This is a genomic window from Cupriavidus cauae (assembly GCF_026210475.1).
GTDB lineage: Bacteria > Pseudomonadota > Gammaproteobacteria > Burkholderiales > Burkholderiaceae > Cupriavidus > Cupriavidus cauae.
Window position 1 is genome coordinate 2031520 of the sequence record NZ_CP080294.1, and the last position, 20884, is coordinate 2052403.

Annotated in this window: 23 protein-coding genes; 18 read left to right on the forward strand and 5 right to left on the reverse strand. The window is 64.4% G+C overall.

Features of this window, described 5'->3' with window-relative positions:
• The first annotated feature begins 42 nt into the window (after positions 1 to 42).
• A complete protein-coding gene (locus KZ686_RS24305) occupies positions 43 to 1032 on the forward strand; it encodes a Bug family tripartite tricarboxylate transporter substrate binding protein (RefSeq protein ID WP_149315906.1) in 990 nt (329 codons plus the stop codon).
• A gap of 4 nt (positions 1033 to 1036) precedes the next feature.
• Here the strand turns inward: KZ686_RS24305 and KZ686_RS24310 are convergent, their stop codons facing one another.
• From KZ686_RS24310 to KZ686_RS24320, 3 genes are all read right to left on the reverse strand, one after another.
• The gene (locus tag KZ686_RS24310; RefSeq protein ID WP_150083953.1) at positions 1037 to 1633 is read right to left on the reverse strand and encodes a hypothetical protein; all 597 of its coding nucleotides are present in this window, start codon (positions 1631 to 1633) and stop codon (positions 1037 to 1039) included.
• 150 nt (positions 1634 to 1783) lie between these two features.
• A complete protein-coding gene (locus KZ686_RS24315; RefSeq protein WP_226105683.1) occupies positions 1784 to 2935 on the reverse strand; it encodes a multidrug effflux MFS transporter in 1152 nt (383 codons plus the stop codon).
• A gap of 59 nt (positions 2936 to 2994) precedes the next feature.
• Complete coding sequence (locus tag KZ686_RS24320) at positions 2995 to 3471, reverse strand: MarR family winged helix-turn-helix transcriptional regulator (RefSeq protein WP_226105681.1); 477 nt, start codon at positions 3469 to 3471, stop codon at positions 2995 to 2997.
• 224 nt (positions 3472 to 3695) lie between these two features.
• Here KZ686_RS24320 and KZ686_RS24325 point away from each other — a divergent pair, with 224 nt between their 5' ends.
• The 16 genes from KZ686_RS24325 (at position 3696) to KZ686_RS24400 (ending at position 17661) form a co-directional block, all read left to right on the forward strand.
• A complete protein-coding gene (locus KZ686_RS24325) occupies positions 3696 to 4430 on the forward strand; it encodes a succinate dehydrogenase/fumarate reductase iron-sulfur subunit (protein ID WP_226105679.1) in 735 nt (244 codons plus the stop codon).
• A gap of 2 nt (positions 4431 to 4432) precedes the next feature.
• Positions 4433 to 4768, forward strand: a complete 336-nt coding sequence (locus KZ686_RS24330) for a succinate dehydrogenase (RefSeq protein WP_226105677.1) — start codon at positions 4433 to 4435, stop codon at positions 4766 to 4768.
• On the forward strand, positions 4765 to 5112 hold the full coding sequence (locus KZ686_RS24335) for a succinate dehydrogenase (protein WP_226105675.1): 348 nt from the start codon (positions 4765 to 4767) through the stop codon (positions 5110 to 5112). The genes KZ686_RS24330 and KZ686_RS24335 overlap by 4 nt, the downstream gene beginning before the upstream one ends.
• Position 5113: 1 nt before the next feature.
• A complete protein-coding gene (locus KZ686_RS24340) occupies positions 5114 to 6862 on the forward strand; it encodes an L-aspartate oxidase (protein WP_226105673.1) in 1749 nt (582 codons plus the stop codon).
• Between the two features lie 11 nt (positions 6863 to 6873).
• Positions 6874 to 7809 carry a fumarate hydratase gene (locus KZ686_RS24345; RefSeq protein WP_226105671.1) on the forward strand — a complete coding sequence of 312 codons (936 nt, stop codon included), beginning with the start codon at positions 6874 to 6876 and terminating at the stop codon, positions 7807 to 7809.
• Positions 7803 to 8486: a fumarate hydratase C-terminal domain-containing protein gene (locus tag KZ686_RS24350; RefSeq protein ID WP_226105669.1), complete on the forward strand. Its 684-nt coding sequence runs from the start codon at positions 7803 to 7805 to the stop codon at positions 8484 to 8486. Before KZ686_RS24345 ends, KZ686_RS24350 begins: the two co-directional genes overlap by 7 nt.
• A gap of 53 nt (positions 8487 to 8539) precedes the next feature.
• Positions 8540 to 9373, forward strand: coding sequence for an amidohydrolase family protein (locus KZ686_RS24355; RefSeq protein ID WP_226105668.1), 834 nt, complete (start codon positions 8540 to 8542; stop codon positions 9371 to 9373).
• Positions 9374 to 9462: 89 nt separating this feature from the next.
• Complete coding sequence (locus tag KZ686_RS24360; RefSeq protein WP_322784970.1) at positions 9463 to 10377, forward strand: LysR family transcriptional regulator; 915 nt, start codon at positions 9463 to 9465, stop codon at positions 10375 to 10377.
• Positions 10378 to 10817: 440 nt separating this feature from the next.
• Complete coding sequence (locus tag KZ686_RS24365) at positions 10818 to 11765, forward strand: Bug family tripartite tricarboxylate transporter substrate binding protein (RefSeq protein ID WP_370639494.1); 948 nt, start codon at positions 10818 to 10820, stop codon at positions 11763 to 11765.
• Positions 11766 to 11798: 33 nt separating this feature from the next.
• A complete protein-coding gene (locus KZ686_RS24370) occupies positions 11799 to 12539 on the forward strand; it encodes a sulfite exporter TauE/SafE family protein (protein ID WP_226105665.1) in 741 nt (246 codons plus the stop codon).
• Positions 12540 to 12684: 145 nt separating this feature from the next.
• A complete protein-coding gene (gene sorA / locus KZ686_RS24375) occupies positions 12685 to 13932 on the forward strand; it encodes a SorA family sulfite dehydrogenase catalytic subunit (protein ID WP_265633942.1) in 1248 nt (415 codons plus the stop codon).
• A gap of 7 nt (positions 13933 to 13939) precedes the next feature.
• Positions 13940 to 14296: a SorB family sulfite dehydrogenase c-type cytochrome subunit gene (gene sorB / locus KZ686_RS24380; RefSeq protein ID WP_265633943.1), complete on the forward strand. Its 357-nt coding sequence runs from the start codon at positions 13940 to 13942 to the stop codon at positions 14294 to 14296.
• A 393-nt stretch (positions 14297 to 14689) separates the two neighbouring features.
• Positions 14690 to 15613, forward strand: coding sequence for an SDR family oxidoreductase (locus tag KZ686_RS24385; protein ID WP_265633944.1), 924 nt, complete (start codon positions 14690 to 14692; stop codon positions 15611 to 15613).
• Entirely contained in the window at positions 15606 to 16106 is a 501-nt protein-coding gene (locus KZ686_RS24390; protein WP_150083957.1) for a DUF1097 domain-containing protein, read from the forward strand. The genes KZ686_RS24385 and KZ686_RS24390 overlap by 8 nt, the downstream gene beginning before the upstream one ends.
• A 163-nt stretch (positions 16107 to 16269) precedes the next feature.
• Positions 16270 to 16596, forward strand: coding sequence for a hypothetical protein (locus KZ686_RS24395; RefSeq protein ID WP_150083958.1), 327 nt, complete (start codon positions 16270 to 16272; stop codon positions 16594 to 16596).
• Positions 16597 to 16725: 129 nt separating this feature from the next.
• A complete protein-coding gene (locus KZ686_RS24400) occupies positions 16726 to 17661 on the forward strand; it encodes a cyclase family protein (protein WP_226105658.1) in 936 nt (311 codons plus the stop codon).
• On the opposite strand, the gene KZ686_RS24405 is transcribed toward KZ686_RS24400, so the two are convergent.
• A complete protein-coding gene (locus KZ686_RS24405) occupies positions 17633 to 19084 on the reverse strand; it encodes a sensor histidine kinase (RefSeq protein WP_265635415.1) in 1452 nt (483 codons plus the stop codon). The genes KZ686_RS24400 and KZ686_RS24405 overlap by 29 nt on opposite strands.
• Positions 19071 to 19799, reverse strand: coding sequence for a response regulator (locus KZ686_RS24410; RefSeq protein ID WP_265633945.1), 729 nt, complete (start codon positions 19797 to 19799; stop codon positions 19071 to 19073). The genes KZ686_RS24405 and KZ686_RS24410 overlap by 14 nt, the downstream gene beginning before the upstream one ends.
• A 79-nt stretch (positions 19800 to 19878) precedes the next feature.
• Here KZ686_RS24410 and KZ686_RS24415 point away from each other — a divergent pair, with 79 nt between their 5' ends.
• Positions 19879 to 20856, forward strand: coding sequence for a Bug family tripartite tricarboxylate transporter substrate binding protein (locus tag KZ686_RS24415; protein ID WP_265633946.1), 978 nt, complete (start codon positions 19879 to 19881; stop codon positions 20854 to 20856).
• The last annotated feature ends 28 nt before the right edge of the window (positions 20857 to 20884 follow it).

Below are 20884 nucleotides of genomic sequence, written 5' to 3' on the forward strand. Positions count from 1 at the left end.
GGCCCATTAACATCGGGCGACCATCAGGAGGAGAAACCCGTCATGCCCGCCGTCCGCCATACCGTTCGCCGTCGTACCTTGTTCGCCCTCGCCGCGTTGTGCGCCATGCCTTCGCTGACTGTCGCCGCGGACAAATACCCGTCCAAGCCGATTCGCATGGTGGTGGCCTTTGCGGCGGGCGGGGCGAACGACACCATCGCCCGCATCCTGGCCAAGGAACTGCAGCAGAGCATGGGCCAGTCCGTCGTGGTCGAGAACCGCGGCGGCGCCGGCGGCCTGATCGGCTCCGACATGGTCGCCAAGGCGACACCGGACGGCTACACGCTGCTGCTCGGCAGCGCCGGCGCGCAGACCATCATGCCGGCCCTGACCCGCAAGATGCCCTACGACCCGCGCACCGGCCTGGCGCCGGTGTCGCTGGTCGCCGAGGCGGCCAACGTGCTGATGGTCAGGACCGGCCTGCCGTTCAACAACGTCAAGGAGCTGCTCGCCGGCGCGAAGCAGAAACCGGGCGCCTATACCTACGGCTCGTCGGGCAATGGCACCACGCTGCATGTATCCGGCGCGCTGATGGAAAAGCTCGGCGGCATCGACCTGCTGCACATCCCGTACAAGGGCAACGGCCCGGCGATGAACGACCTGTACGCGGGCAACGTCGACATGGTGTTCGGCTCGGTCCCGGTCGCCATGGCCGCACTGAAGACCGGCAAGGCGAAGATCCTGGCGGTCACCACGAAGAAGCGCATTCCCTCGCTGCCGAATGTGCCGACCATGGCCGAAGCCGGTGTGCCGGGCTACGACTTCTCCAGCTGGTACGGGCTGTTCACCACCGGCGGCACCGACCCGGCCATCATCGAGCAATTGGCGCGCGAAACGGCCAAGGCGCTGGCCAGGCCCGACGTGGTGGCGGCGCTGGCGCAGCAGGGCGTCGAACCGGAGAGCAGCACGCCCGCGGCATTCCGCGCGCGCATCAACGACGAGCTGATGCGCTGGGAACGGGATATCAAGACGATGAAGATCGCGGCGGAGTAGTCATCTACTGATCGCGCTGCAGATCGGCCAGCAACTTTCGGCGTTCGCTCTTCTTCCTGATCTGTTCCGTGTCGAGCGTCGCGCCGTGCAGGCGAAGCCGGGCGCCCGATGGCGTCACGACGAAGCGGCGCCGCGCGCCGATCGGCAAGTCCTCGGTGCCATAGACCCCAAGGACGACGATTGTCACGGCCTGGACCGTCTCGGGCCGGGCCTCCTGCAATGCGGGCGACATCAGATGCTCGAACGAGCCGATGTCCCGAATCGCCGCCGGCTGCAGCGGTCCTTGCCGCGTTCTCTCCAATGGCCGCGAGTAGGCCTGCTGTTCGGCGTCCTGCGTCTCGGTCGCAGGCATCACCACCATTCCGCCGGGCGTTTCCAGTGCGACGATCACGCTCTGCACATAAACCGGGCCGGAGCTCATGTTCGTCACGAAACAGCGCGCGGCGAGCCCGTCTCCGGGGCCGCGCGTGATCAGCAGCGTGGCACGAAGCTGCCGCCGGTAACTACTGACGAATACCTGCAGGTAGATGACCCATACCAGCAGGGTGCCGACACCCGTGAGCGCGGAGATCAACTGGCTGTGGTCTGCAATCCATTGCAAGAGGCCCTCCACAAGGTTGGTTGCGCGATTTGGCGCGCGCCATTCCTTGTACGCGGAATGCGAGACTTGTGGTATCGGGCAACGTCTGACCGGCTTTGGAGTTCGGCCGAATGGCGCCGGACTGCCGGCCGCAGCCAGTGCGATGCGCGATCAGACGCTCTTTGCTCGCGCCGCGACCCGATACGCGCCCAACGCCGTGCCGGTGATCAGGATCTGCACCACGGCGCACGCCGTCGCGGGCGTTGAACCGTATCCGACCAGCTTGGTGCCCAGCGCGCCGATTGCCATTTGTCCGCAGCCGTACAGGCCGGCCGCCGCGCCGGTCAGGCCGGGAACGGCCGAGATCGAACGCGACAATGCCGCCGGGCTGGCCAGGCCCGCGCCGACCGTGAGCATGAAGGTGATTGCGATCAGCAGCGGCGCGGTCAGCCAGCCGCCGATCTGCACCAGCAACAGTGCCGACGCCATCGACAGGCTCAGGCCCGCGCCGGCATTCAGGAAGACCTCCGGCCGAACCTGGCCCGCCAATCGCTTCGTGATCATCGTTCCAACACTGGCACCGACGATCGTCACCGTGGCAAACCAGCCGATCTGCCAGACCGGCAGGCCCAGTTGCTCATGGACGATGTACGGCGAGGTCGCCAGATACGGGTAGAGCGCGGTGGTCGAACAGGATCCGCCCAGCATGAAGCCGAGATAGCGCCGGTGGCGCAGCAGGCGGCCATAGTCCCGCGCGATCGTGAACACCTCCAGCGATCGGCGCTCGGGATTCGTTTCCGGCAGCAGGCGCCAGGCGCAATACACCATCACGCCGGCGATACCCACCAGAAAGACATAGATCGCGCGCCAGCCGAACTGATCGGCCAGAAACGATCCCACGACCGGCGACAGGCCGGGGCCCACCAGCGTCAGCAGGTTCAGCAGCGCCAGATCGCTGGTGACGCGCCCGGGTGCGGCGGTATCGCGCACGATCGACCGGCCCAGCGTGATGCCCGCCGCGCCACCGAGCGCCTGCGCCAGCCGCGCAAACAGCAGCCAGGTCAGCGACGTCGCAAACAGGGCGAGGATGCTGGCGACCAGGTACAGGCCCAGCCCGATCAGCAGCGTGGGGCGTCGCCCGATCGTGTCCGATACCGGCCCGTAGATCAGTTGGCCGAAGGCCAGTCCCAATACGTAGTAGGTGATGGTCTGCTGCATGCCGGCGGCACTGGCCTGCAGGTCCGTGCCGGCCAACGGCAGCGCCGGCACGAAGATGTGCATCGCCATGGTGCCGCTGAGCGTCACCAGCACCAGCAACCACATCGGAGCGCGGACGGAAGGGTAAATCGCTTGTTGGGAGGACTGCATGATGGGGGCCCGCCTCAGACTTCGGTCAGGCGGCGTGCGATTTTCTCTAGGGCGGAGCGGGTGGTCTGCAATTCTTCGGGGGAGAGCGCTTCGAGGATCTGCGCCTCGATTTCCAAGCTTTTTCTCAGCATGCGCCTGGCCATGGCGCGGCCTGACGCCGTCAGCCGAATGCTCTTGGCGCGCCGATCGGCCTCGTCGGCTTCCCATTCGACCAGGCCCATCTCGCGCAACTGCGACAGCACCCTGACCAACGACGACTTGTCGAGCGCCAGCAGGTCGGCGAGCTCGCCCTGGCGCATGCTCGGCGCCGGGGATTCATAGAGCGCCACCAACGGCGCGCGGGACGCATCGGTCAGGCCCAGCTCGCGAAAACTCTGGTCGACGGCTCTTCGCCATCGGCGATAGACCGCGCCGATCAGGCGGCCGAGACGCGCAGGGGAGGGTTCGACAGGGATGGAATGCGATGCCCGGGAGGGCGGGATGGGTGGCATGCAAACTATTCTGACGCGGAGATTGTTTGCATGTCAACCAAAAACTTGGGTGGCCGTGCTCTGCCGCTGGGGTTCGCCTAACCGGCATCCGTATTTAACAAGCGTCTTATCCGCTATATTTCCGCCTTAAATTCAAAAAATATCAAGTTATATATTATTGATTCAGAAATACCGATTACTTAAACTCGTTTCCATCCCAAGCGCAAAAGACACCGGAGACAGCGATGGAGGCGACAGAGACCGCGCAGCGCACCTTGACGGTACGCATTTCTCGCGGCACCGAGGAAGGCAACTTCGCGACCTATGAAGTGCCATGGCGCGAGAACCAGACGGTGCTCGACGTGGTGACCGAAGTGCAGCGCCGCATCGATTCCACGTTGTCCTATCGCTTCGCATGCCGGGTCGGCGTATGCGGGTCCTGCGCGATGACCGTCAATGGCAAGCCCCGCTGGACATGCCGCACCCACGTCAGCCGCGTGCAGGAGGATGGCGTGATCGTCATCGAGCCGCTGCGCAATATGCCGCTCATCAAGGACCTGGTGGTGGACATGTCCGAGTTCTTCGATAAATGGAAGAAGGCCGGCAATACGTTTGTCGGCACGGCGACGCGTCACGATCCGCCCGCGGCGGTCTCGCCGACGAGCAAGAAGCGAAAGATGGCCGATGCCGCGATCGAATGCATCAATTGCGGCGTCTGCTATGCCGCCTGCGACGTGGTGTCGTGGGACAAGGACTATCTCGGCCCCGCTGCGCTCAATCGCGCCTGGACGCTCTTCAACGACGAACGCCATGCGGACCCGAAGGACGTGCTGAAGAAGGCGACGTCCGGCAGCGGCTGCAACGCCTGCCATACGCAGGGCAACTGCATGACGCACTGCCCGGTGAGCTTGAGCCCGACCGGCAGCATTGCGGGGCTGAAGAAGAACGCGCTGCTGCAGTTCCTGAAGGGAGGGGGCTGACCATGGAGCAGCGTCTGTTCGCGCTCCAGCGCTTGAGCGCGATGGTCATGGCGCCATTCGTGCTGGTCCATCTCGCGGTCATTCTGTATGCGGTACGCGGCGGCCTGACCGCCGCCGAAATCCTGTCCCGCACGCAGGGAAGCTGGCTGTGGATTCCGTTCTATTCGCTGTTCGTGGTCAGCGTCGCGGTCCACGTGCCCATCGGCCTGCGCAACATCCTGATCGAATGGGCCCGCCTGAGCCGTGGCGCGTCTTCGGTGTTGTGCCTGCTGTTCGGGCTGTTGCTGATGTGGATGGGATTGCGCGCCGTCGCGGCGGTCGGAGGTTTCATGTCATGAAGTCTCCCCGCAACCATCGCGCGTACTGGGCCTTTCTCGGCCATCGCCTGTCCGGGCTCGCACTGGGCATCTTCTTGCCGGCGCATTTCTATGTGCTCGGCCTCGCGCTCGATCAACGCGCGCGCATGGACGCCTTCCTGAAATTCGCCGACATGGGCGCCGTCAAGTTCGGCGAATGGGGCCTGGTGCTGCTGCTGTCCATTCACATGTGCTTCGGCCTGCGATTGCTGGCGCTTGAACTGCTGCCATGGAGCTCCGCCCGCGACGCGCGCCTGTCGTGGATCAGCTGGGGTGGTGCGCTGTCCCTGTTCGTCGGCGTGATCTTTGCCCTGGGGGTCATCTGAAATGCAAGTCGAGAACCATAAAACGGACATCCTGATTCTTGGCACCGGCGGCGCCGGGCTGTTCGCCGCGCTGCATGCGAAGAAGGCGAATCCGGCGCTCAAGGTATCGGTGGCCGTCAAGGGCCTGCTCGGAAAATGCGGCTGCACCCGCATGGTCCAGGGCGGCTATAACGTGGCACTGTCCGCGGGCGATTCCGTCGAGCGCCATTTCATGGACACGATCGAGGGCGGCAAATGGCTGCCGCGGCAGGACCTGGCGTGGCGGCTGGTGCAGGGGGCGGTCGAACGCGTGCGCGAGCTCGAGAACGAGATCGGCTGCTTCTTCGACCGCAATCCGGACGGCACGCTGCACCAGAAGGCCTTTGCAGGGCAGAGCTTCGATCGTACCGTTCACAAGGCCGACTTGACCGGCATCGAGATCATCAACCGGCTGATGGAACAGGTGCGGGCGCTCGACGTCGAGGAAATGGAGGAGCATCGCGCCATCGAGCTGATCCCGGCCGTGGACGGATCGGGTATCGCCGGCGTTCTGTTCATCGACATGCGCCGCGGCACCTATCGCTTCGTGCAGGCGAAAGCCGTGCTGCTGGCCACCGGCGCCGGCCCGACCATGTACCGCTACCACACGCCCTCGGGCGACAAGACCTGCGACGGCCTGGCGATGGCCATGCGCTATGGCCTGAGCCTGCGCGACATGGAGATGGTGCAGTTTCACCCGACGGGGCTGCTCGGCGGCCCGGATACCCGCATGACCGGTACCGTGCTGGAAGAGGGCCTGCGGGGCGCCGGCGGCTGGCTCATCAACGGCGACGGCGAGCGCTTCATGACCAACTACGACGCGCGCGGCGAGCGTGCGACGCGCGACGTGGTCAGTCGCGGCATCTATGCCGAGATGCGTGCCGGCCGTACCGGCCCGATGGGCGGCATCTATATCCAGATGAGCCACCTCGGGCCCGAAAAGGTCGCAAAGACCTTCCCCGGCATGGTCAACCGTTGCAAGGACTGCGGCTTCGACCTCGCCGGCGGCCGTGTGGAGGTGGTACCGACCGCCCACTACCTGATGGGCGGCGTGGAATTCGATGTCGACTGCAGCACCGCTTCGCCGGGCTTGTTTGCGGCGGGCGAAGACTGCGGCGGCGTCCACGGTGCCAACCGCCTCGGGGGCAACGGTGTGGCCAACTCCACGGTGTTTGGCGGTATCGCCGGCGATTCGATGGCCGCCTATGTCTCGGGCGTGCGGCAATGGAAGGAGCCCGACAAACGGGTCATCCACGCCGGCATCGAGCGGGCCGAATATCCCTTCTCGAAGCCGCCGGGCGCCATTCATGCGCTGCGGGATGCGCTGTCGCAGACGATGTGGGATGACGTGGGCGTGCTGCGCAACGAACAGGCGATGCGCCGCGGGCTCGATGCCATCGGTTCGCACCGGCACGCATTGATGGCGATGGGCGTGTCCGATGGCGACCGCCGCTACAACGTGACCTGGCACGACTGGCTCAATCTGCAGAGCCTGGTCGATATCTCCCGCGTAATCACCGTTTCCGCGCTGGCGCGGGAAAACAGCCGCGGTGCGCATTTCCGCGAAGACTTCCCGGAGCCCGGCGATCTGCACGGCAGCCGATACACCCGCGTGAGTGCCGACGGCGACGCTATCCGCCTCGACATGGTCCCGGTGAAGTTCGACATCGTCGAGCCCGGCCAGTCGCTGATTACCGGCGAGGCCGGCCAACCCCCGAAAGTCGCCGCATAAAGGACGCTACGATGACCATCTCCATCGATCGGGTCGAGGAAGCCGCATTCGAAATCATGAAGCGCGCCGCGATCGAGATCCCCCACGACTACAGGCAAGGCATCCAGGCATTGCAGAAGACCGAGACCGGCAAACTGCCGCGTTTCGTCATCCACGCGATGCAGGAAAACTGGGAAGCCGCCGACCAGGACCGCCGGCCAATGTGCGCCGATACCGGTCTGCCGCGGTACTACGTCAAGGTCGGCAACGACGCCTCGGTGCAGCGCGGATTCGTCGCGGTCGAGCGTGCGCTGCGCAAGGCGACCGCGGACGCGACGCAGGCGATTCCGCTGCGTCCGAATCGCGTGCATCCGCTCTGGCGGACCGACAACAACAACAACGTCGGCATCAATGCGCCAGAGATCGAATGGTCGTTCGAGCCGGACGCCGATTGGGTCGACATCACCACGGTGCACAAGGGTGGGCTGTTCGGCACCGACTACCGGATGCTGTTTCCCGGCGATGGCATCGACGGGATCAAGCGATTCGTCCTCGATACGCTGATCGCATTCGGCAAGCGCGGGCTGGCATGCCAGCCGGCGATCGTCGGAATCGGCCTGGGCGGGTCGAAGGACACCTGCATGCAGCTTGGCAAGCAGGCGGCGTGTCTGCGTGTCGTCGGCGATCGCAATCCCGACCCGAAGATTGCCGAGCTCGAGCTCGAACTGATGAAGCTGGGCAATTCCATCGGCATGGGTGCCATGGGCTTTGTCGGGTCCTCGATGGTGGTCGACTGCCATATCGAGGTCGGCCACACCCACACCGGTGGGATGCCGATCAGCCTGCATACCTTCTGCCTGTCGTCGCGGCGCGCCACCGCGCGCCTTCACGCGGACGGCAACATCGAATATCGAACGGACCCTCAGTGGTTCACCCCTTATCTGCGCAGGGAGACGGTCGAATGGTAAATCCGCAAGACGATGAGCTGAAGGTCTGCCATCTCAACCTGCCGGCCTCGACGGAAGACATCGCCAGGCTCGAACTGGGCGCGGCCGTCTATCTGACGGGCGTGGTCTATACCGCGCGGGAGGGCGTCTACAAGAAGGTGCTCGATGACGGTGTCGAGCTGCCGATCGCGCTGCACGGCCTCAGCAACGTCAACTTCCACTGCTCGCCGGCCGCGGCGCCGAATGAGGACGGCAGCTACAACGTGGGCGCGGTGACCGCGACCGCAAGCTTCCGGTTCTCCAAATGGATCCCGAAGTGGCTGGAGAAGACGGGATGCCGGATCTTCATCGGCAAGGGCGGCATGCCGGCGGACGACTACAAGCGCGTGCTGGCGCCCGCTGGGGCGATCTACCTGACGACTGTCGGCTATGGCACCGGTGCGCTGCTCGGCCGAGGCATCAAGCGCGTCAAGGACGTGTTCTGGCTCGACGAACTGGGGATCGCGCAGGCGATGTGGATGTTCGAGGTCGAGAAGTTCGGCCCGTTCATCGTCGAGAGCGACCTGGAGGGTAATTCGCTGTTTGCGCAGCATGCCGAGGTCATCAATGCCGGCATCGAGAAACTCTATGCCGGCCTCAAGCCGCCGGCACTGCACCGGTACGGCGAGACCGACGACCGCAAGAACGAGGTGATGTAGGGCAATCGGCAATACCGCAGCAACCAGCCAGGAACCACAGCCAGGAACGCGACATGATCATCGATTTCAGACTGCGCCCGCCGCTCGGCGGATTTCTCGATACGCTGATGTATTCGGCGGGGGAGCGCCGCGACGGATTTACCCGGACCGTCGGTTTCGAACCCTCGGCGGCCGCGCAGCGGCAATCGATGGATTTGCTGCTGCAGGAGATGGACGAGGCTGGCGTCGACCAGGGCGTGGTAGTGGGACGGCTGGCAGGAACGCTCGGCAGCGTGTCCAACGCGGACGTCGCCCGCATCGTGCAGGACTACCCGGGCCGCTTCATCGGGGCCGCGTCGATCGATCCGACCAACCGCGTGGCTGCGTGCAAGACCATTTCGGAGGCGGTGGCCAACGGCTTCAAGGCGATCAATATCGAGCCGGGCTCCTACCCGATTCCCATGTACGCGGACGACCGCTGCTTGTATCCAATCTACGCGCACTGCGAAGACCTGGACGTGCCCGTGATCCTGATGGTGGGCGGCACCGCGGGCCCGGACCTGAGCTACTCCGATCCCGTGCGAACCGATCGCGTGCTGACCGACTTTCCAAGGCTGAAGGTGGTCGTCGTCCACGGCGGCTGGCCATGGGTCACCGAGATCCTGCATATCGCCTTCCGCCGCCCCAACCTGTATCTGTCGCCGGACATGTATTTCTCTAGAATGCCGGGATCCGAGGAGTATGTGAAGGCGGCCGATTCCTTCCTGGCCGATCGGATGCTGTACGCGAGTTCGTTCCCGTTCTGCCCGGTGAAGGACTACAAGCGGTGGTTCGAGACGCTGCCGATTCGTCCGGAGAACATGGAAAGGGTGATGGGCGGCAATGCCCGTCGCCTGCTCGGCCTCTAGCGCGACGCGCGCGTCCATTCGGCGGAACGATGGCACGCACGCTGGCGGGTGGAACCACAAACCGCAAACCGCAAACCGAACTGTCAGACATGGACGTCAAGACGCTCTACACACTGGTAGCCATCGCCGATCGCGGAAGCTTTGCCGAAGCGGGCAATGCGATCGGACTGTCGCTATCGGCAGTCAGCATGCAAATGCGCGCGCTGGAGGAAGAACTCGGCATGACGATCTTCGATCGCAGCCGCAGGCCGCCCGTGCTGACCGACGCGGGACTCGCCTTTACCAATCGCGCGCGCGACCTGCTGACCCATTGGGAAAGCATGAGCGCGGCCCTCAGGCGGGAAGCCGCCGGTGGCGTGCTCAAGCTGGGATCGGTCCACACCTGCGTCTCGGGCGTATTGCCGCTGGCCCTGAAGCGGCTCCAGCAGCAGGGGCACCGCATCGACATCCACCTGACCACGGGCCTGACGCACGACCTCGAGCGGGCGGTGTATCGCCGGCAACTCGATGTCGCCGTGGTCACGGAGCCCGAGGTGCCGCGGATCGATCTCGAGTTCCTGCCGTTCTTCAACGAAGAGTTCGTCGTCATCACGCACGTCACGACGCGAGGGGACTCGGACAAGGGCGTGCTGGAAACCACGCCCTATGTGCGATTCAACCGCACGGCCCGGGTTGGCCTGCTGGTCCAGGAAGAAATGATCCGGCGCCAGATTGCGGTGCGCTCGACGATGGAGATCGACACGCTCGAAGGCGTGATCGCGATGGTGGCCAATGGCCTGGGGTCGTCGGTGGTGCCGGGACGCGGCGTCGAAAACGAGTTTCCGCCGACGATCCGGACTATTCCGTTCGGCTCGCCCCCGCTGATGCGTCGCCTCGGGATTCTGGTCCCCCGTGACAATCCGCGCGCGCATCTTTCGCGCTTGCTGCTCGATGCGTTGACCGCCGTGACGACACCGGCCAGCACGCCGAGCGAAGGCCGTCCGAAGCTGGCGCGCAAAGGCTGACCGATTTTCGCATCGATGCCGGAATTCTTCCGCCCATATCGATCCGGATAGCAGCGCGGCTTTTTCTATCGCCGGGAAATGGATTCACCCGTTGATGACCGGGAGGAGGGCGTTCGTTCTTAAAAAACATAACTCACTAAATCGATCGATGTGAGCGCTCCATATTTTGTTGCCGGGAAAGCAATGCTCACCATCCGAATCGATGACAAGCAACTGCAAGATCGTTCCGATAAACGAAATCCAGGCAGGAGACAACGATGAACTCACATGGCACGCAACGGCGCATTCACGGCTGGATCGCCGCAGGACAGCAATGGCTGCATCGGTTCCAACGGTTCCAAGGACTCCAACGGTTGCGCGCGCCGCAATCCCATCCGATTGCGATCCAGCCGCGCGGCAATGTGCCAGCACCGCGCGCCCGCGCTTCGACCGCCGTGGCGATGCTCGCGCTTGCTGTCGCACCGCTGTCCGTGGCGCCGGCGCATGCCGAGGAGTGGCCCCGCAAGCCGATCCGGCTGGTGGTCCCATTCGCCTCGGGCGGCGCGACCGATTTGCTGGCACGCGCCGTGGCGCTCGAGCTCGGCAAGCAGTGGAATCAGCCCGTCGTGGTGGACAATCGGCCCGGCGCCGGCGGGGCGGTGGGCGCCGAAGTCGTGGCCAAGTCGGCGCCGGACGGCTATACGCTGTTGCTCGCCTCCGGCAGCATGTTCACCGTCAACCCGCTGATCTATCAGAAGCTGCCCTACTCGGAACAGAGTTTCGAGATGATCGGCAAGGTCGCCAGCGGTCCCATGGTGGTCACCATCAACACGAAGGTTCCGGCCAAGACGATGACGGAACTGATTGCCTACGCCAAGGGCAATCCGGGAAAGCTGACCTTCGCCTCCGCGGGCAATGGCAGCCAGGTCCATATCGCCAGCGAAGCCTTTGCCGAAGCGGCTGGCATCGACGTCGTGCACATACCGTACAAGGGGGAAGGGCCGGCATACTCGGACCTGATGGCCGGCACGGTCGACATGACAGTGGGCAATATCAATGCGATCTCTCCCCTGCTGAAAGGCGGCCGCCTGCGTGCCCTTGCGGTGACCGGAAAGGAGCGATCCCCGCTGCTTCCCGACGTGCCGACGGCCTCTGAAGCGGGTCTCCAGGGCTTCTCCTTCCATGGCTGGTTTGCGCTGATGGCGCCGGCCGGTACGCCGAAGGAATTGACGGCGAAAATGTACGCGGACCTCGAGAATGCAACGGCGGAACCAGGCATGCAACGCTATCTCGCCACGCAAGGCATGACCCGGACGCTGACGCCAAAGGGGCCGCTGCGCGAGGAAATCGCCCAGGAATTCGGCCGCTGGAAGCCGCTTGTGGCGAAGCGCAAGATATCGGCGAACTAGCGGTGGAGAAGGCCTTTCTTCGGCGAGCGCCTGATGGGAACTGAACACTACGCCGTGCTGGGCGCGACGATCGCGGCGGCCTATACGGTATTCGGACTGACGGGCTTCGGCGCCGCGATGGTCGCGGTACCGATCCTCGTGCAGTTCGTCCCGCTGCAGTTCGTTGTTCCGATGCTGCTTCTGCTCGACCTCGTGACAACAGCGCTGGTCGGCCTGCGCAACCGCAGCTCGGTTTCCCGCCCGGAGTTGCTGCGCCTGATCCCGTTCATGATGGTCGGCGTGGCGCTCGGCACGACCGTGCTGGCCAAGGTCGAGTCCCGCTGGCTGCTGGTCGCGCTCGGCCTGTTCGTGCTCGTGATGACGGGCCGGGCGCTGATGGCGTCGTCGGGACCGGCAGAGAACGCGGCCAAGGGGTGGTCGGTGCCGGCCGGCGTGGTGGGCGGCGTATTCAGTGCGCTGTTTGGAACGGGCGGGCCAATCTATACGATGTACCTGTCCAGGCGGCTTCCGCAGATCGACGAATTTCGTTCGACGATTGCCGCCGTGATACTCGTCAGCGCGTTGGCACGGCTGGCCGCGTTTGCCGGCAGCGGATTGCTGCAGCAGACCGAATTGCTGCGCAGCGCGGCATTTGCATTGCCGTTCGGACTCATTGGGCTGGCGATCGGTTCGCGACTGCGTCGGCGGATATCGCCCAATGCCGTGCGTCGATATTTATTGCTCTTCCTCTGTCTCAGCGGCTTGTCGGTACTTTGCAGGGGCTTGCTGATGTAGCGATGCCGGATTTTGGCGTGCCAGGGCGGCGCGTCGGGGGGAATTCAATTTCCCGGTAAGGGATACCAAAATTACCGGTTTTACTTATAAGCGTCGTTCTTTTACGCTGCTCGCCATCAATTAATCAAAAGACCAGGAGACAGGAATGGCGGGACGGCATAAGTCCGACGGCGCCGATTACGGCCGTCGCAGCATCTTGAAGGGCGGCGCGGCCATCGCCCTTCAGGGAACACTCGGACTGGCGGCACCGGCGGTGCTGGCCGCAAGCCGGACCATCGAAATGCCATTCGAGAACGGCCAGCGCGAACTGGTGGCATTTCCGCAGAAGCGGCCGCTGATTCTGCTGACCAGCCGCCCGCCGCAGCTCGAGACGCCTTTTGAAGTGTTTCGCGAGGGCGCAATCACCCCCAATGACGCCTTTTTCGTGCGTTATCACTGGAGCGGCATTCCCACGGACATTGATGCTGCCAAGTATCGGCTCAAGATCGATGGCCATGTCGCCAACGCCATGGAGCTGTCATTGCGGGAACTGCGCAAGATTGCCGAGCCCGTCGATCTCGTTGCCGTCAATCAATGCTCCGGCAATAGCCGAGGGTTTTTCGACCCGCGCGTCAATGGCGGGCAGCTCGGCAATGGCGCCATGGGCAATGCCCGCTGGACCGGTATTCCGTTGCGCGCATTGCTGGAAAGGGTCGGTGTCAGGGCCGGGGCGGTCCAGGTCAGTTTCGATGGACTGGATCGTTCGCCGCTCGAAACAGGACCCGATTTCGTCAAGGCGCTGACACTGGATCACGCCATGGACGGCGAGGTCATGCTGGCCTGGGCGATGAACGGCAAGGACTTGCCATTCCTGAACGGCTATCCCTTGCGTTTGGTCGTGCCCGGGCACTACGGGACGTATTGGGTCAAGCATCTGTCCCACATTCAGGTGCTGGACAAACCGTTCGACGGATTCTGGATGAACTCAGCCTATCGGATTCCGGCCAATGACTGCGCCTGCGTCTCTCCAGGTACCGCGCCCACCAGCACCGTTCCCATTGGCCGATTCAATGTGCGGTCCTTTATCACGAGCCACATGCAGGACAGTATCGTGCCGATGGGGCAGCAGGTCGTCGTCAAGGGCATTGCCTTCGACGGCGGACACGGTATCCAGGAGGTGGCATTTTCCGACGATGGCGGCACCAGCTGGCGTACGGCATCTCTCGGCAAGGACCTGGGCCGGTACTCGTTCCGGGAATGGAGCATTGCGTTCCGTCCGGCCAGGAAGGGCAATTACGACCTGCGCGTTCGGGCGAAAAGCCGCTCGGGCGAGACGCAGCCGCTGACCGCGAACTGGAATCCGGCTGGATACATGCGCAACGTGGTGGAATCCACGCGCGTGATCGTCAGGTGAGGGCGCCATGAAAAGAAAAAACCAGATGCGATCCGCCCTTGCTGCCGTCGTTGCTTTCGCGGCGACATCCAGTGCGATGGCGCTTGAAATCAAGCTCCCTCAAGAGACGGCAATGTACAAGCCGAGCAGCCTGCCGGGATACGCGCTTGCCTTGCAGAATTGCATGACCTGCCATTCCGCGCAGTACGTCTCGACGCAGCCGGCTTCCTCGCCCCGCAAGTACTGGGAGGCAACCGTCAAGAAGATGAAGACACCTTTCGGCGCACCGCTGAAGGACGAGGACATACCCGTTATCGTCGATTACCTGGTGAAGACCTATGGCGCGGAACGAGGAGAGGCCGTTCCGTCGGCAGCAAGGAAGTGAGCACGCTGCGCCGGCGGCCTGCCGGCGTGTGGAGATCCGGACAAAGCCGGATAACTCCTCCTGTTGCTCTGGGCTTGGAAGACTGCGGACCGGGGACAAGGAGGACGCGGCGGCGGGTGCACCCGTCGCCGTTTTCGCTGCTGCGGCAGATTCGATTCCACCGCATTGTTATGCCGCGTTGAATTGACCCGCCAAGCCGGCCACCTTTATCCCATCCTCGCCAACCGCCAAGATGGTCGCCATGGGACGCGCAATCCAATCCGAGCGTCCCTTCGGCAAAGCGATCGCGTTCATCACGGCGCACGACGCCAGTACCGGGGCAGACGATGCTCTCCCCAACGCAACGCAACGCAATGCCTCAGCGAAGTGCCATCTACGAGCGAGGAGCAAACCATGAGTCTGACCATCCTGATTACCGGCGCCTCCAGCGGCTTCGGTGCCCTGAGCGCCAGAGCGCTCGCGTCGGCGGGCCACACCGTCTATGCGGGAATGCGCGACACGCAGGGACGCAATGCGCCCCAGGTCGACGCGCTGCTGGCATATGCCGCCGACAACAAGGTGAACCTGCATGCCGTCGAACTGGACGTGCAGTCCGAGAGTTCCGCGCAATCCGCAGTGGATCGCGTCGTCGCGGAACAGGGGCGGATCGATGTACTGATTCACAACGCCGGCCACATGGCATTCGGTCCCGCCGAAGCCTTCACGCCGGAGCAATTTGCGCATCTGTACGACGTGAACGTACTGGGGACCCAGCGCGTGAACCGCGCAGTCTTGCCGCAAATGCGCAAGCAGGGGCAGGGCTTGGTCCTGTGGGTCGGGAGCAGCAGCCACCGTGGCGGCACGCCGCCTTACCTGGCGCCGTACTTCGCCGCCAAGGCGGCAATGGATGCCGTCGCGGTCAGCTATGCCGGAGAGCTTGCCCGCTGGGGCATCGAGACGTCGATCATCGTACCCGGGGCGTTCACCAAGGGCACCAATCACTTCGCGCACAGCGGCCGCCCGGCCGATACCGCCCGCGAGCAGGAATATGCCACCGGCGCCTATGCCGGCTTCGAGCAGGAGGTTCTCCAGAGTCTGGCCGCGTGCGAACCGCCCGATGCCGACGTTTCGGCGGTGGCCCAGGCCATTGTCGACATCGTCGGGCGTCCCTGCAGCAAGCGGCCCTTCCGCGTCCATGTCGATCCCTCGGACGATGGCTGCGAGGTGGTCAATGCAGTCGCCGACCGGATCCGTGCCGATTTCCTGCGGCGCATCGGGCTGGCGGACCTGTTGTCGCCTCTCCTCGCCGCTCAGTCAGCGGAGATGAGCCATGGCTGATCGCTCCTTTCCCACGCATTTGAAGGTGGTCATCGCCGAGTCGATCGTTGCCTCGTCGGCCGCCACGCTGAGCGTGACCGCGCTGGACGTGCCGGTATGGGCCATGTTCGTTGGCTGGATTTCATTCTTCACACGCGGTATGAACCTGAAGCAGGGCGCGATCAATCTGGGCTGCGTGCTGATCGGCGTGGCGCTCGGTATCGGCACGGCGCTTGCCATGGCGGCACTGACGCCGCTGCTGGGGCAATACACGCTCACTGCGGTCGTGTTTGCAATCACCGGCATCGCGTTGTCGCTGGCAAAGGCACCCGCGTTGAACAACCTGCTGGGCTTCTTCCTCGGTCTGGTCGCCTACTTTGCGTCGCACCAGCCGCCATCGGTGGCCGCGTTCACGATGCTGGCCTCGGCGGCCACGCTGGGGACGATGGCGGCGTTCATTGCGCACAGTCTGCAGAGGCGAATACAGCGGGGGAGGGGTGTCGCGGCGCATTGAATGCGATCTGGGCCCATGCGGGGCGCCTTGCGCGTGCCAATTCCGATTCCAACGCTGGTTGCCGGCGCGTCGCTCTGGCCGGATGGTCGGTACAATTCGAGATCGACTTTTCGAGTCAAGACCCATTCGGACCGTATTGCCGTCCAGAACTCCCCGGCTGCGCATGCTCTCCACCGCCTCCGCACTGTTGCTGTTTGCCTTGACAATGCTCGGACTCTGGCTCGTCTCCTGGTCCCGGCGAGCGGGAGCCCGGCATGCGCGCGCCAAGGCTGAGGAGGAGGCGCGCATCCTCACCGCGCTCGTCGACGTGAGTCGCTACGCTGGGCAGCCGGTGGACCGCCTCAAGGAAGTCCTTGGGGACCGATGCCGCTATAGCTCCTTTGATTTTGGCGCATTCACTCTGGAATGGGACATCGGCCAGGTCCAGATCATTGCCTGGTGCCGCGGGAGCGAGTGTGAATCGATGGAGATCCTGCCGCGGTCGAACTAGCCGGTTGCCGAGCTGACCGATCCATCGACCCTTGCGTACGATTCAAAGGTCTTTCGCAGCCGGGCCGGTTTTTCGCAGTCGAGCGCCACAGCAGAATCGTGATTCGATCGTCAGAGAGCGGAGAACACGATGAAAGCGAAGCACGGAATTGCGATGGCGGTGATATTGGCGGCAACGGCTCACGGCGCATCGGCGGCCGACTGGTATCCCTCGCAGTTTGGGCCGGACGATGAAATCGGCGCGGCCAACCTGTTGACGCCCGACGTCGTCCGGCAGGCCGCCGGGCTGGTCAAGACCGGCAAGACCTATGCGCTCGGCGTTCCGGTCAGCAAGGATCTGCCGGCATTCCGGCATCGCAGCTTCAAGCTGTACAACATCCAGCCCGGGGAGCAGGCCGGCCAGACTCTGGGGCCGAACCGCTTTACGTTCAACGATGAGCTCGCCGTGGCGTGGACCGGCGTCGGCACCCAGCTCAATGGCATCGGGCATATCGGTATCGACAACGTCTACTACAACGGCAATCGCGCCGCGGACATCGTCACGGTGGAGGGCGTGAAGAAGCTGGGCGTGGAAAAGGTACCGCCGATCGTCACGCGGGGCGTGGTGCTGGACATGACCGCTCACTATGGCAAGGCCATCGTGCCGGGCGGAACGGAATTCAAGGTTGCCGATATCCAGACCGTGCTCAAGCGCCAGGGCGTCGCGTTGCGCAAGGGCGATGTCGTGCTGTTCCACACCGGATGGCTCGATCTGATCGGCAAGGACAACAAGCAGTTCCTCGACGTGGAGCCGGGCATCGGCATGGAAGCGGCGCGATGGCTCGCCGACCAGGGCATCGTGGCGTTCGGCGGCGACACCTGGGCGTCCGAGGTGTACCCGAATCCGAGCGGCGAAGAGTTTCCGGTCAATCAGTTCATGCTGGCCAAGCGTGGCATCTATAACCTCGAACTGATCGACAGCCGCGCACTGGTGCGTGACAAGGCGTGGGAATTCCTGTTCGTGCTGGGCCAGCCACGCTATGTCGGCTCGACGCAGGTCAACGTGAATCCGGTAGCGATCCGCTGACACGGCCGGGCGCGCTGGCGGCAGGCAATTCGATACGGACCCGAAGTCCTCGTCCATCCGGCCCGTCTTCCAGCAGCACGCGTCCGCCGTGCGCTTCGCAGATCTGCCGCACGATTGCCAGACCCAGTCCACTGCCCGGAGAACGCGAGCCGCCGAGGCGCGCGAATCGTTCGAATGCCTTGGTCCGCATCGCCGGCGCAATGCCGGGGCCACTGTCGTCCACCAGCACCCGATGCGTGGTGGCCCCCGCCATCACGGTTACTTCCACCCGTCCGCCCGCGGGCGTGTATTGCACGGCATTGTCGAGAACATTGGCCAGCATTTCGCGCAGCATGCCTTCGTCGCCGTTGACGTAGGCGTGCACCTGGTCGCAGGCGCTCAGGCCGAAGTCCAGCTGCCGGTCGCGCGCCGCGAGATACCACTCGGCCGACACCGCCCGGCACAGCGCCGTCAGGTCCAGCCGCTGCAGCGCGGCGCCTTGCGCGGCATGCGGCGGTTGGGCATCGGTACGCGCCAACGCCAGCAGCTGGTTGGTCAGCCGGATGGTGCGGTCAATGGCGTCCCGGATCTCGCGCCATTCCGGCTTGGCCTGATAGGTCCGCACGGCATGGTCTGCCTGCGTTCTGACCAGCGCGAGCGCGGTGCGCAACTGATGCGAGGCATCGTCGAGGAACTGCGATTGCCGCGAGACCATGCCGCGCAGACTGTCCAGATAGCTGTTCAACGAGGCGAGAAGGGGATGGATTTCCCGCGGCAGTTCGGGAACGTCGATGGGATCCAGGCTGGCGGTGTCGCGGGCCCGTAGCGTGGCCTCGATATTCTTCAGCGGCCGCAGTGCGACATGCACGGCCAGTGCGATCAGCGCAAGCGAGGCAGCGATCAACAGCGCCTGCTGCCACAGCGTGGTGGCCAGCAGCCGCATCGCCATGTCGTCGCGTATTTCCAGCGTTTCGCCGACTTCGACCAGGGCGATGCCGCCATCGCCGGCGCCCGCGACCGGTTGCCATAATGCCGCGACGCGCAGCGGCGTGCCGAGGTAATCGGTATTGTAGAAATGCACGAGGGCAGGGTAGTGGTCGCTGCGCGGCACGTCCTTGGGCATCGGCGGCAAATCCCGGTCACCGGAAACAAAACGCCCCGCCGGATCGCGGACCCGATAAAAAATGCGGCCCCGGATATCGACCTGGAAGGTGTCCAGTGCGACATAGGGAACGTCCACCACCAACTGGTGATTGCGATAGTCGAGCCGCTCCGCGATGGCGCGCGCGGAAGCCAGCAGCGTGCGGTCATGGGCCTGATTGGCTTCGGACAACGCGGTGCGATACGAGGTGAAAGCGGTAAAGATGCCGACCGCGACCAGCGGGATGGTCAAGCGCCAAAGCAGACGCCGGCGCAGGCTGTGCCGACGCTCAGTCGCTGTCATGATTCGATTCGAGCAGGTAGCCAATGCCCCGGACGGCGGTGATGGTCGTTTTGCTGTCGCGCAGCTTCTTGCGTACGCGGGATACGTAGAGCTCGATGGCCTCGGGATTGACTTCGTCATCCAGCGAGAACACCCGACCGAGCAGGCTTTCGCGGGTTACCACGCGGCCGGCGCGGATAAACAGCGCTTCCAGAACCGCATGCTCGCGCCGCGACAGCATCAGCGGTGCATCGCGCAGCAGGAAGATGCGCTCGACCGAGTCGAAGGCGAGATCGCCGAAGCGCGTCACCGGCTGGCCACCATGGGTGCGCCGCAACTGGGCCTTGATGCGCGCGCTCAATTCTCCAAGGTCGAAGGGCTTGGCGATATAGTCGTCGGCGCCCAGGTCCAGGCCCTTGATGCGGTCGGCAACTTCGGTGCGCGCGGTCAGGATCAGGATAGGCGCGCCGACGCCGCGGGCCCTGGCAATGCGCAGGACTTCCAGGCCATCGATGCCGGGCAATGACAGGTCGAGCAGGATCACACCGTAAGGCTGCTCCTGCAGCATCGTCAGGGCAGTTTCTCCATCGGGGACATGATCCATGTCGAATCCGTCCGCCCGCAAGGATTTGACCATCCAGGCAGCAAGCTCCTGATGATCCTCGATCAGCAATAAACGCTGGAATAGGGTAAACGCTAGGCCGTGACAGTCGCGATGACAGGCTCGCGACAGCATCGGGCTCTACGATACGGCCAATCGCGCCGAAGTCAATTCGTGTTCGCGCGCCATAACAACGACCGGACCAGGAGACCCCATGACCGCCATTCCCAAGCTCGTCGTCGCCATGCTCGCCGCCGGGGCGATGCTGTCCACGAACGCCCAGGCCCAGCCATCGCGCCCCGAATGCATTGCGCCGGCCAAGCCGGGGGGCGGTTTTGACCTGACCTGCAAGCTGGCACAAACCGCGCTGCAGGACGGGGGCCAGTTGAAGAGCCCGATGCGCGTGACCTATATGCCGGGCGGCATCGGCGCGGTCGCCTATAACGCCGTCGTGGCACAGCGGCCGGCCGATGGCCAGGCCATCGTCGCGTTCTCCAGCGGCTCGTTGCTGAACCTGGCCCACGGCAAGTTCGGCAAATACGGGCCGGACGACGTCAAGTGGCTGGCCGCCATCGGTACCGACTACGGCATGGTCGCGGTCGCCGCCAACTCGCCGTACAAGACGCTGAAGGACCTGATGGCCGCGATGAAGGCCGATCCGCAGAAGGTGGTGTTTGGCGCGGGCGGTTCGGTCGGCAGCCAGGACTGGATGAAGGCGGCGCTCGTTGCCAAGCAGGCCGGCGTCGAGCATCGCACGATGCGCTACGTCGCATTCGAGGGCGGCGGAGAGGCCATCACGGCCTTGCTCGGCAACCATGTGCAGGTCGTGCCCGGGGACATCGGCGAGGTCGCGGGCATGCTCGAGGCCGGCAAGATCCGCGTGCTCGCGGTGCTGGCCGACAAGCGCCTGCCCGGCAAGCTGGCGGCGATTCCGACCGCGAAGGAGCAGGGCTTCGATGTCCAATGGCCCATCGTGCGCGGCTTCTATATGGGGCCGAAGGTGCCCGATGCCGAGTTCCAATGGTGGAGCACTGCGTTCCGGAACTTGCTGGCCTCGCGCCAGTTTGGCGAAGCGCTCGACGCCAGGGGCCTCTTTCCGTTTGCCAAGACCGGCCCGGAACTGGACAGCTATGTGAAGGCCGAAGTCGCCCGCTACCAGACGCTGGCGCGCGAGTTTGGCCTGATGAAGTAAGGCGGGCCGCCGGGACGCCCGGCATCTC

Coding starts and splice junctions, on each gene's coding strand:
- KZ686_RS24370 (WP_226105665.1), top strand. CDS start 11,799: ATGGGAACTGAACACTACGCCGTGCTGGGCGCGACGATCGCGGCGGCC.
- KZ686_RS24355 (WP_226105668.1), top strand. CDS start 8,540: ATGATCATCGATTTCAGACTGCGCCCGCCGCTCGGCGGATTTCTCGAT.
- KZ686_RS24415 (WP_265633946.1), top strand. CDS start 19,879: ATGACCGCCATTCCCAAGCTCGTCGTCGCCATGCTCGCCGCCGGGGCG.
- sorB (WP_265633943.1), top strand. CDS start 13,940: ATGAAAAGAAAAAACCAGATGCGATCCGCCCTTGCTGCCGTCGTTGCT.
- KZ686_RS24395 (WP_150083958.1), top strand. CDS start 16,270: ATGCTCTCCACCGCCTCCGCACTGTTGCTGTTTGCCTTGACAATGCTC.
- KZ686_RS24340 (WP_226105673.1), top strand. CDS start 5,114: ATGCAAGTCGAGAACCATAAAACGGACATCCTGATTCTTGGCACCGGC.
- KZ686_RS24410 (WP_265633945.1), bottom strand. CDS start 19,799: ATGCTGTCGCGAGCCTGTCATCGCGACTGTCACGGCCTAGCGTTTACC.
- KZ686_RS24365 (WP_370639494.1), top strand. CDS start 10,818: ATGCTCGCGCTTGCTGTCGCACCGCTGTCCGTGGCGCCGGCGCATGCC.
- KZ686_RS24315 (WP_226105683.1), bottom strand. CDS start 2,935: ATGTGGTTGCTGGTGCTGGTGACGCTCAGCGGCACCATGGCGATGCAC.
- KZ686_RS24335 (WP_226105675.1), top strand. CDS start 4,765: ATGAAGTCTCCCCGCAACCATCGCGCGTACTGGGCCTTTCTCGGCCAT.
- KZ686_RS24345 (WP_226105671.1), top strand. CDS start 6,874: ATGACCATCTCCATCGATCGGGTCGAGGAAGCCGCATTCGAAATCATG.
- KZ686_RS24385 (WP_265633944.1), top strand. CDS start 14,690: ATGAGTCTGACCATCCTGATTACCGGCGCCTCCAGCGGCTTCGGTGCC.
- KZ686_RS24390 (WP_150083957.1), top strand. CDS start 15,606: ATGGCTGATCGCTCCTTTCCCACGCATTTGAAGGTGGTCATCGCCGAG.
- sorA (WP_265633942.1), top strand. CDS start 12,685: ATGGCGGGACGGCATAAGTCCGACGGCGCCGATTACGGCCGTCGCAGC.
- KZ686_RS24360 (WP_322784970.1), top strand. CDS start 9,463: ATGGACGTCAAGACGCTCTACACACTGGTAGCCATCGCCGATCGCGGA.
- KZ686_RS24405 (WP_265635415.1), bottom strand. CDS start 19,084: ATGACAGCGACTGAGCGTCGGCACAGCCTGCGCCGGCGTCTGCTTTGG.
- KZ686_RS24400 (WP_226105658.1), top strand. CDS start 16,726: ATGAAAGCGAAGCACGGAATTGCGATGGCGGTGATATTGGCGGCAACG.
- KZ686_RS24350 (WP_226105669.1), top strand. CDS start 7,803: ATGGTAAATCCGCAAGACGATGAGCTGAAGGTCTGCCATCTCAACCTG.
- KZ686_RS24305 (WP_149315906.1), top strand. CDS start 43: ATGCCCGCCGTCCGCCATACCGTTCGCCGTCGTACCTTGTTCGCCCTC.
- KZ686_RS24330 (WP_226105677.1), top strand. CDS start 4,433: ATGGAGCAGCGTCTGTTCGCGCTCCAGCGCTTGAGCGCGATGGTCATG.
- KZ686_RS24320 (WP_226105681.1), bottom strand. CDS start 3,471: ATGCCACCCATCCCGCCCTCCCGGGCATCGCATTCCATCCCTGTCGAA.
- KZ686_RS24325 (WP_226105679.1), top strand. CDS start 3,696: ATGGAGGCGACAGAGACCGCGCAGCGCACCTTGACGGTACGCATTTCT.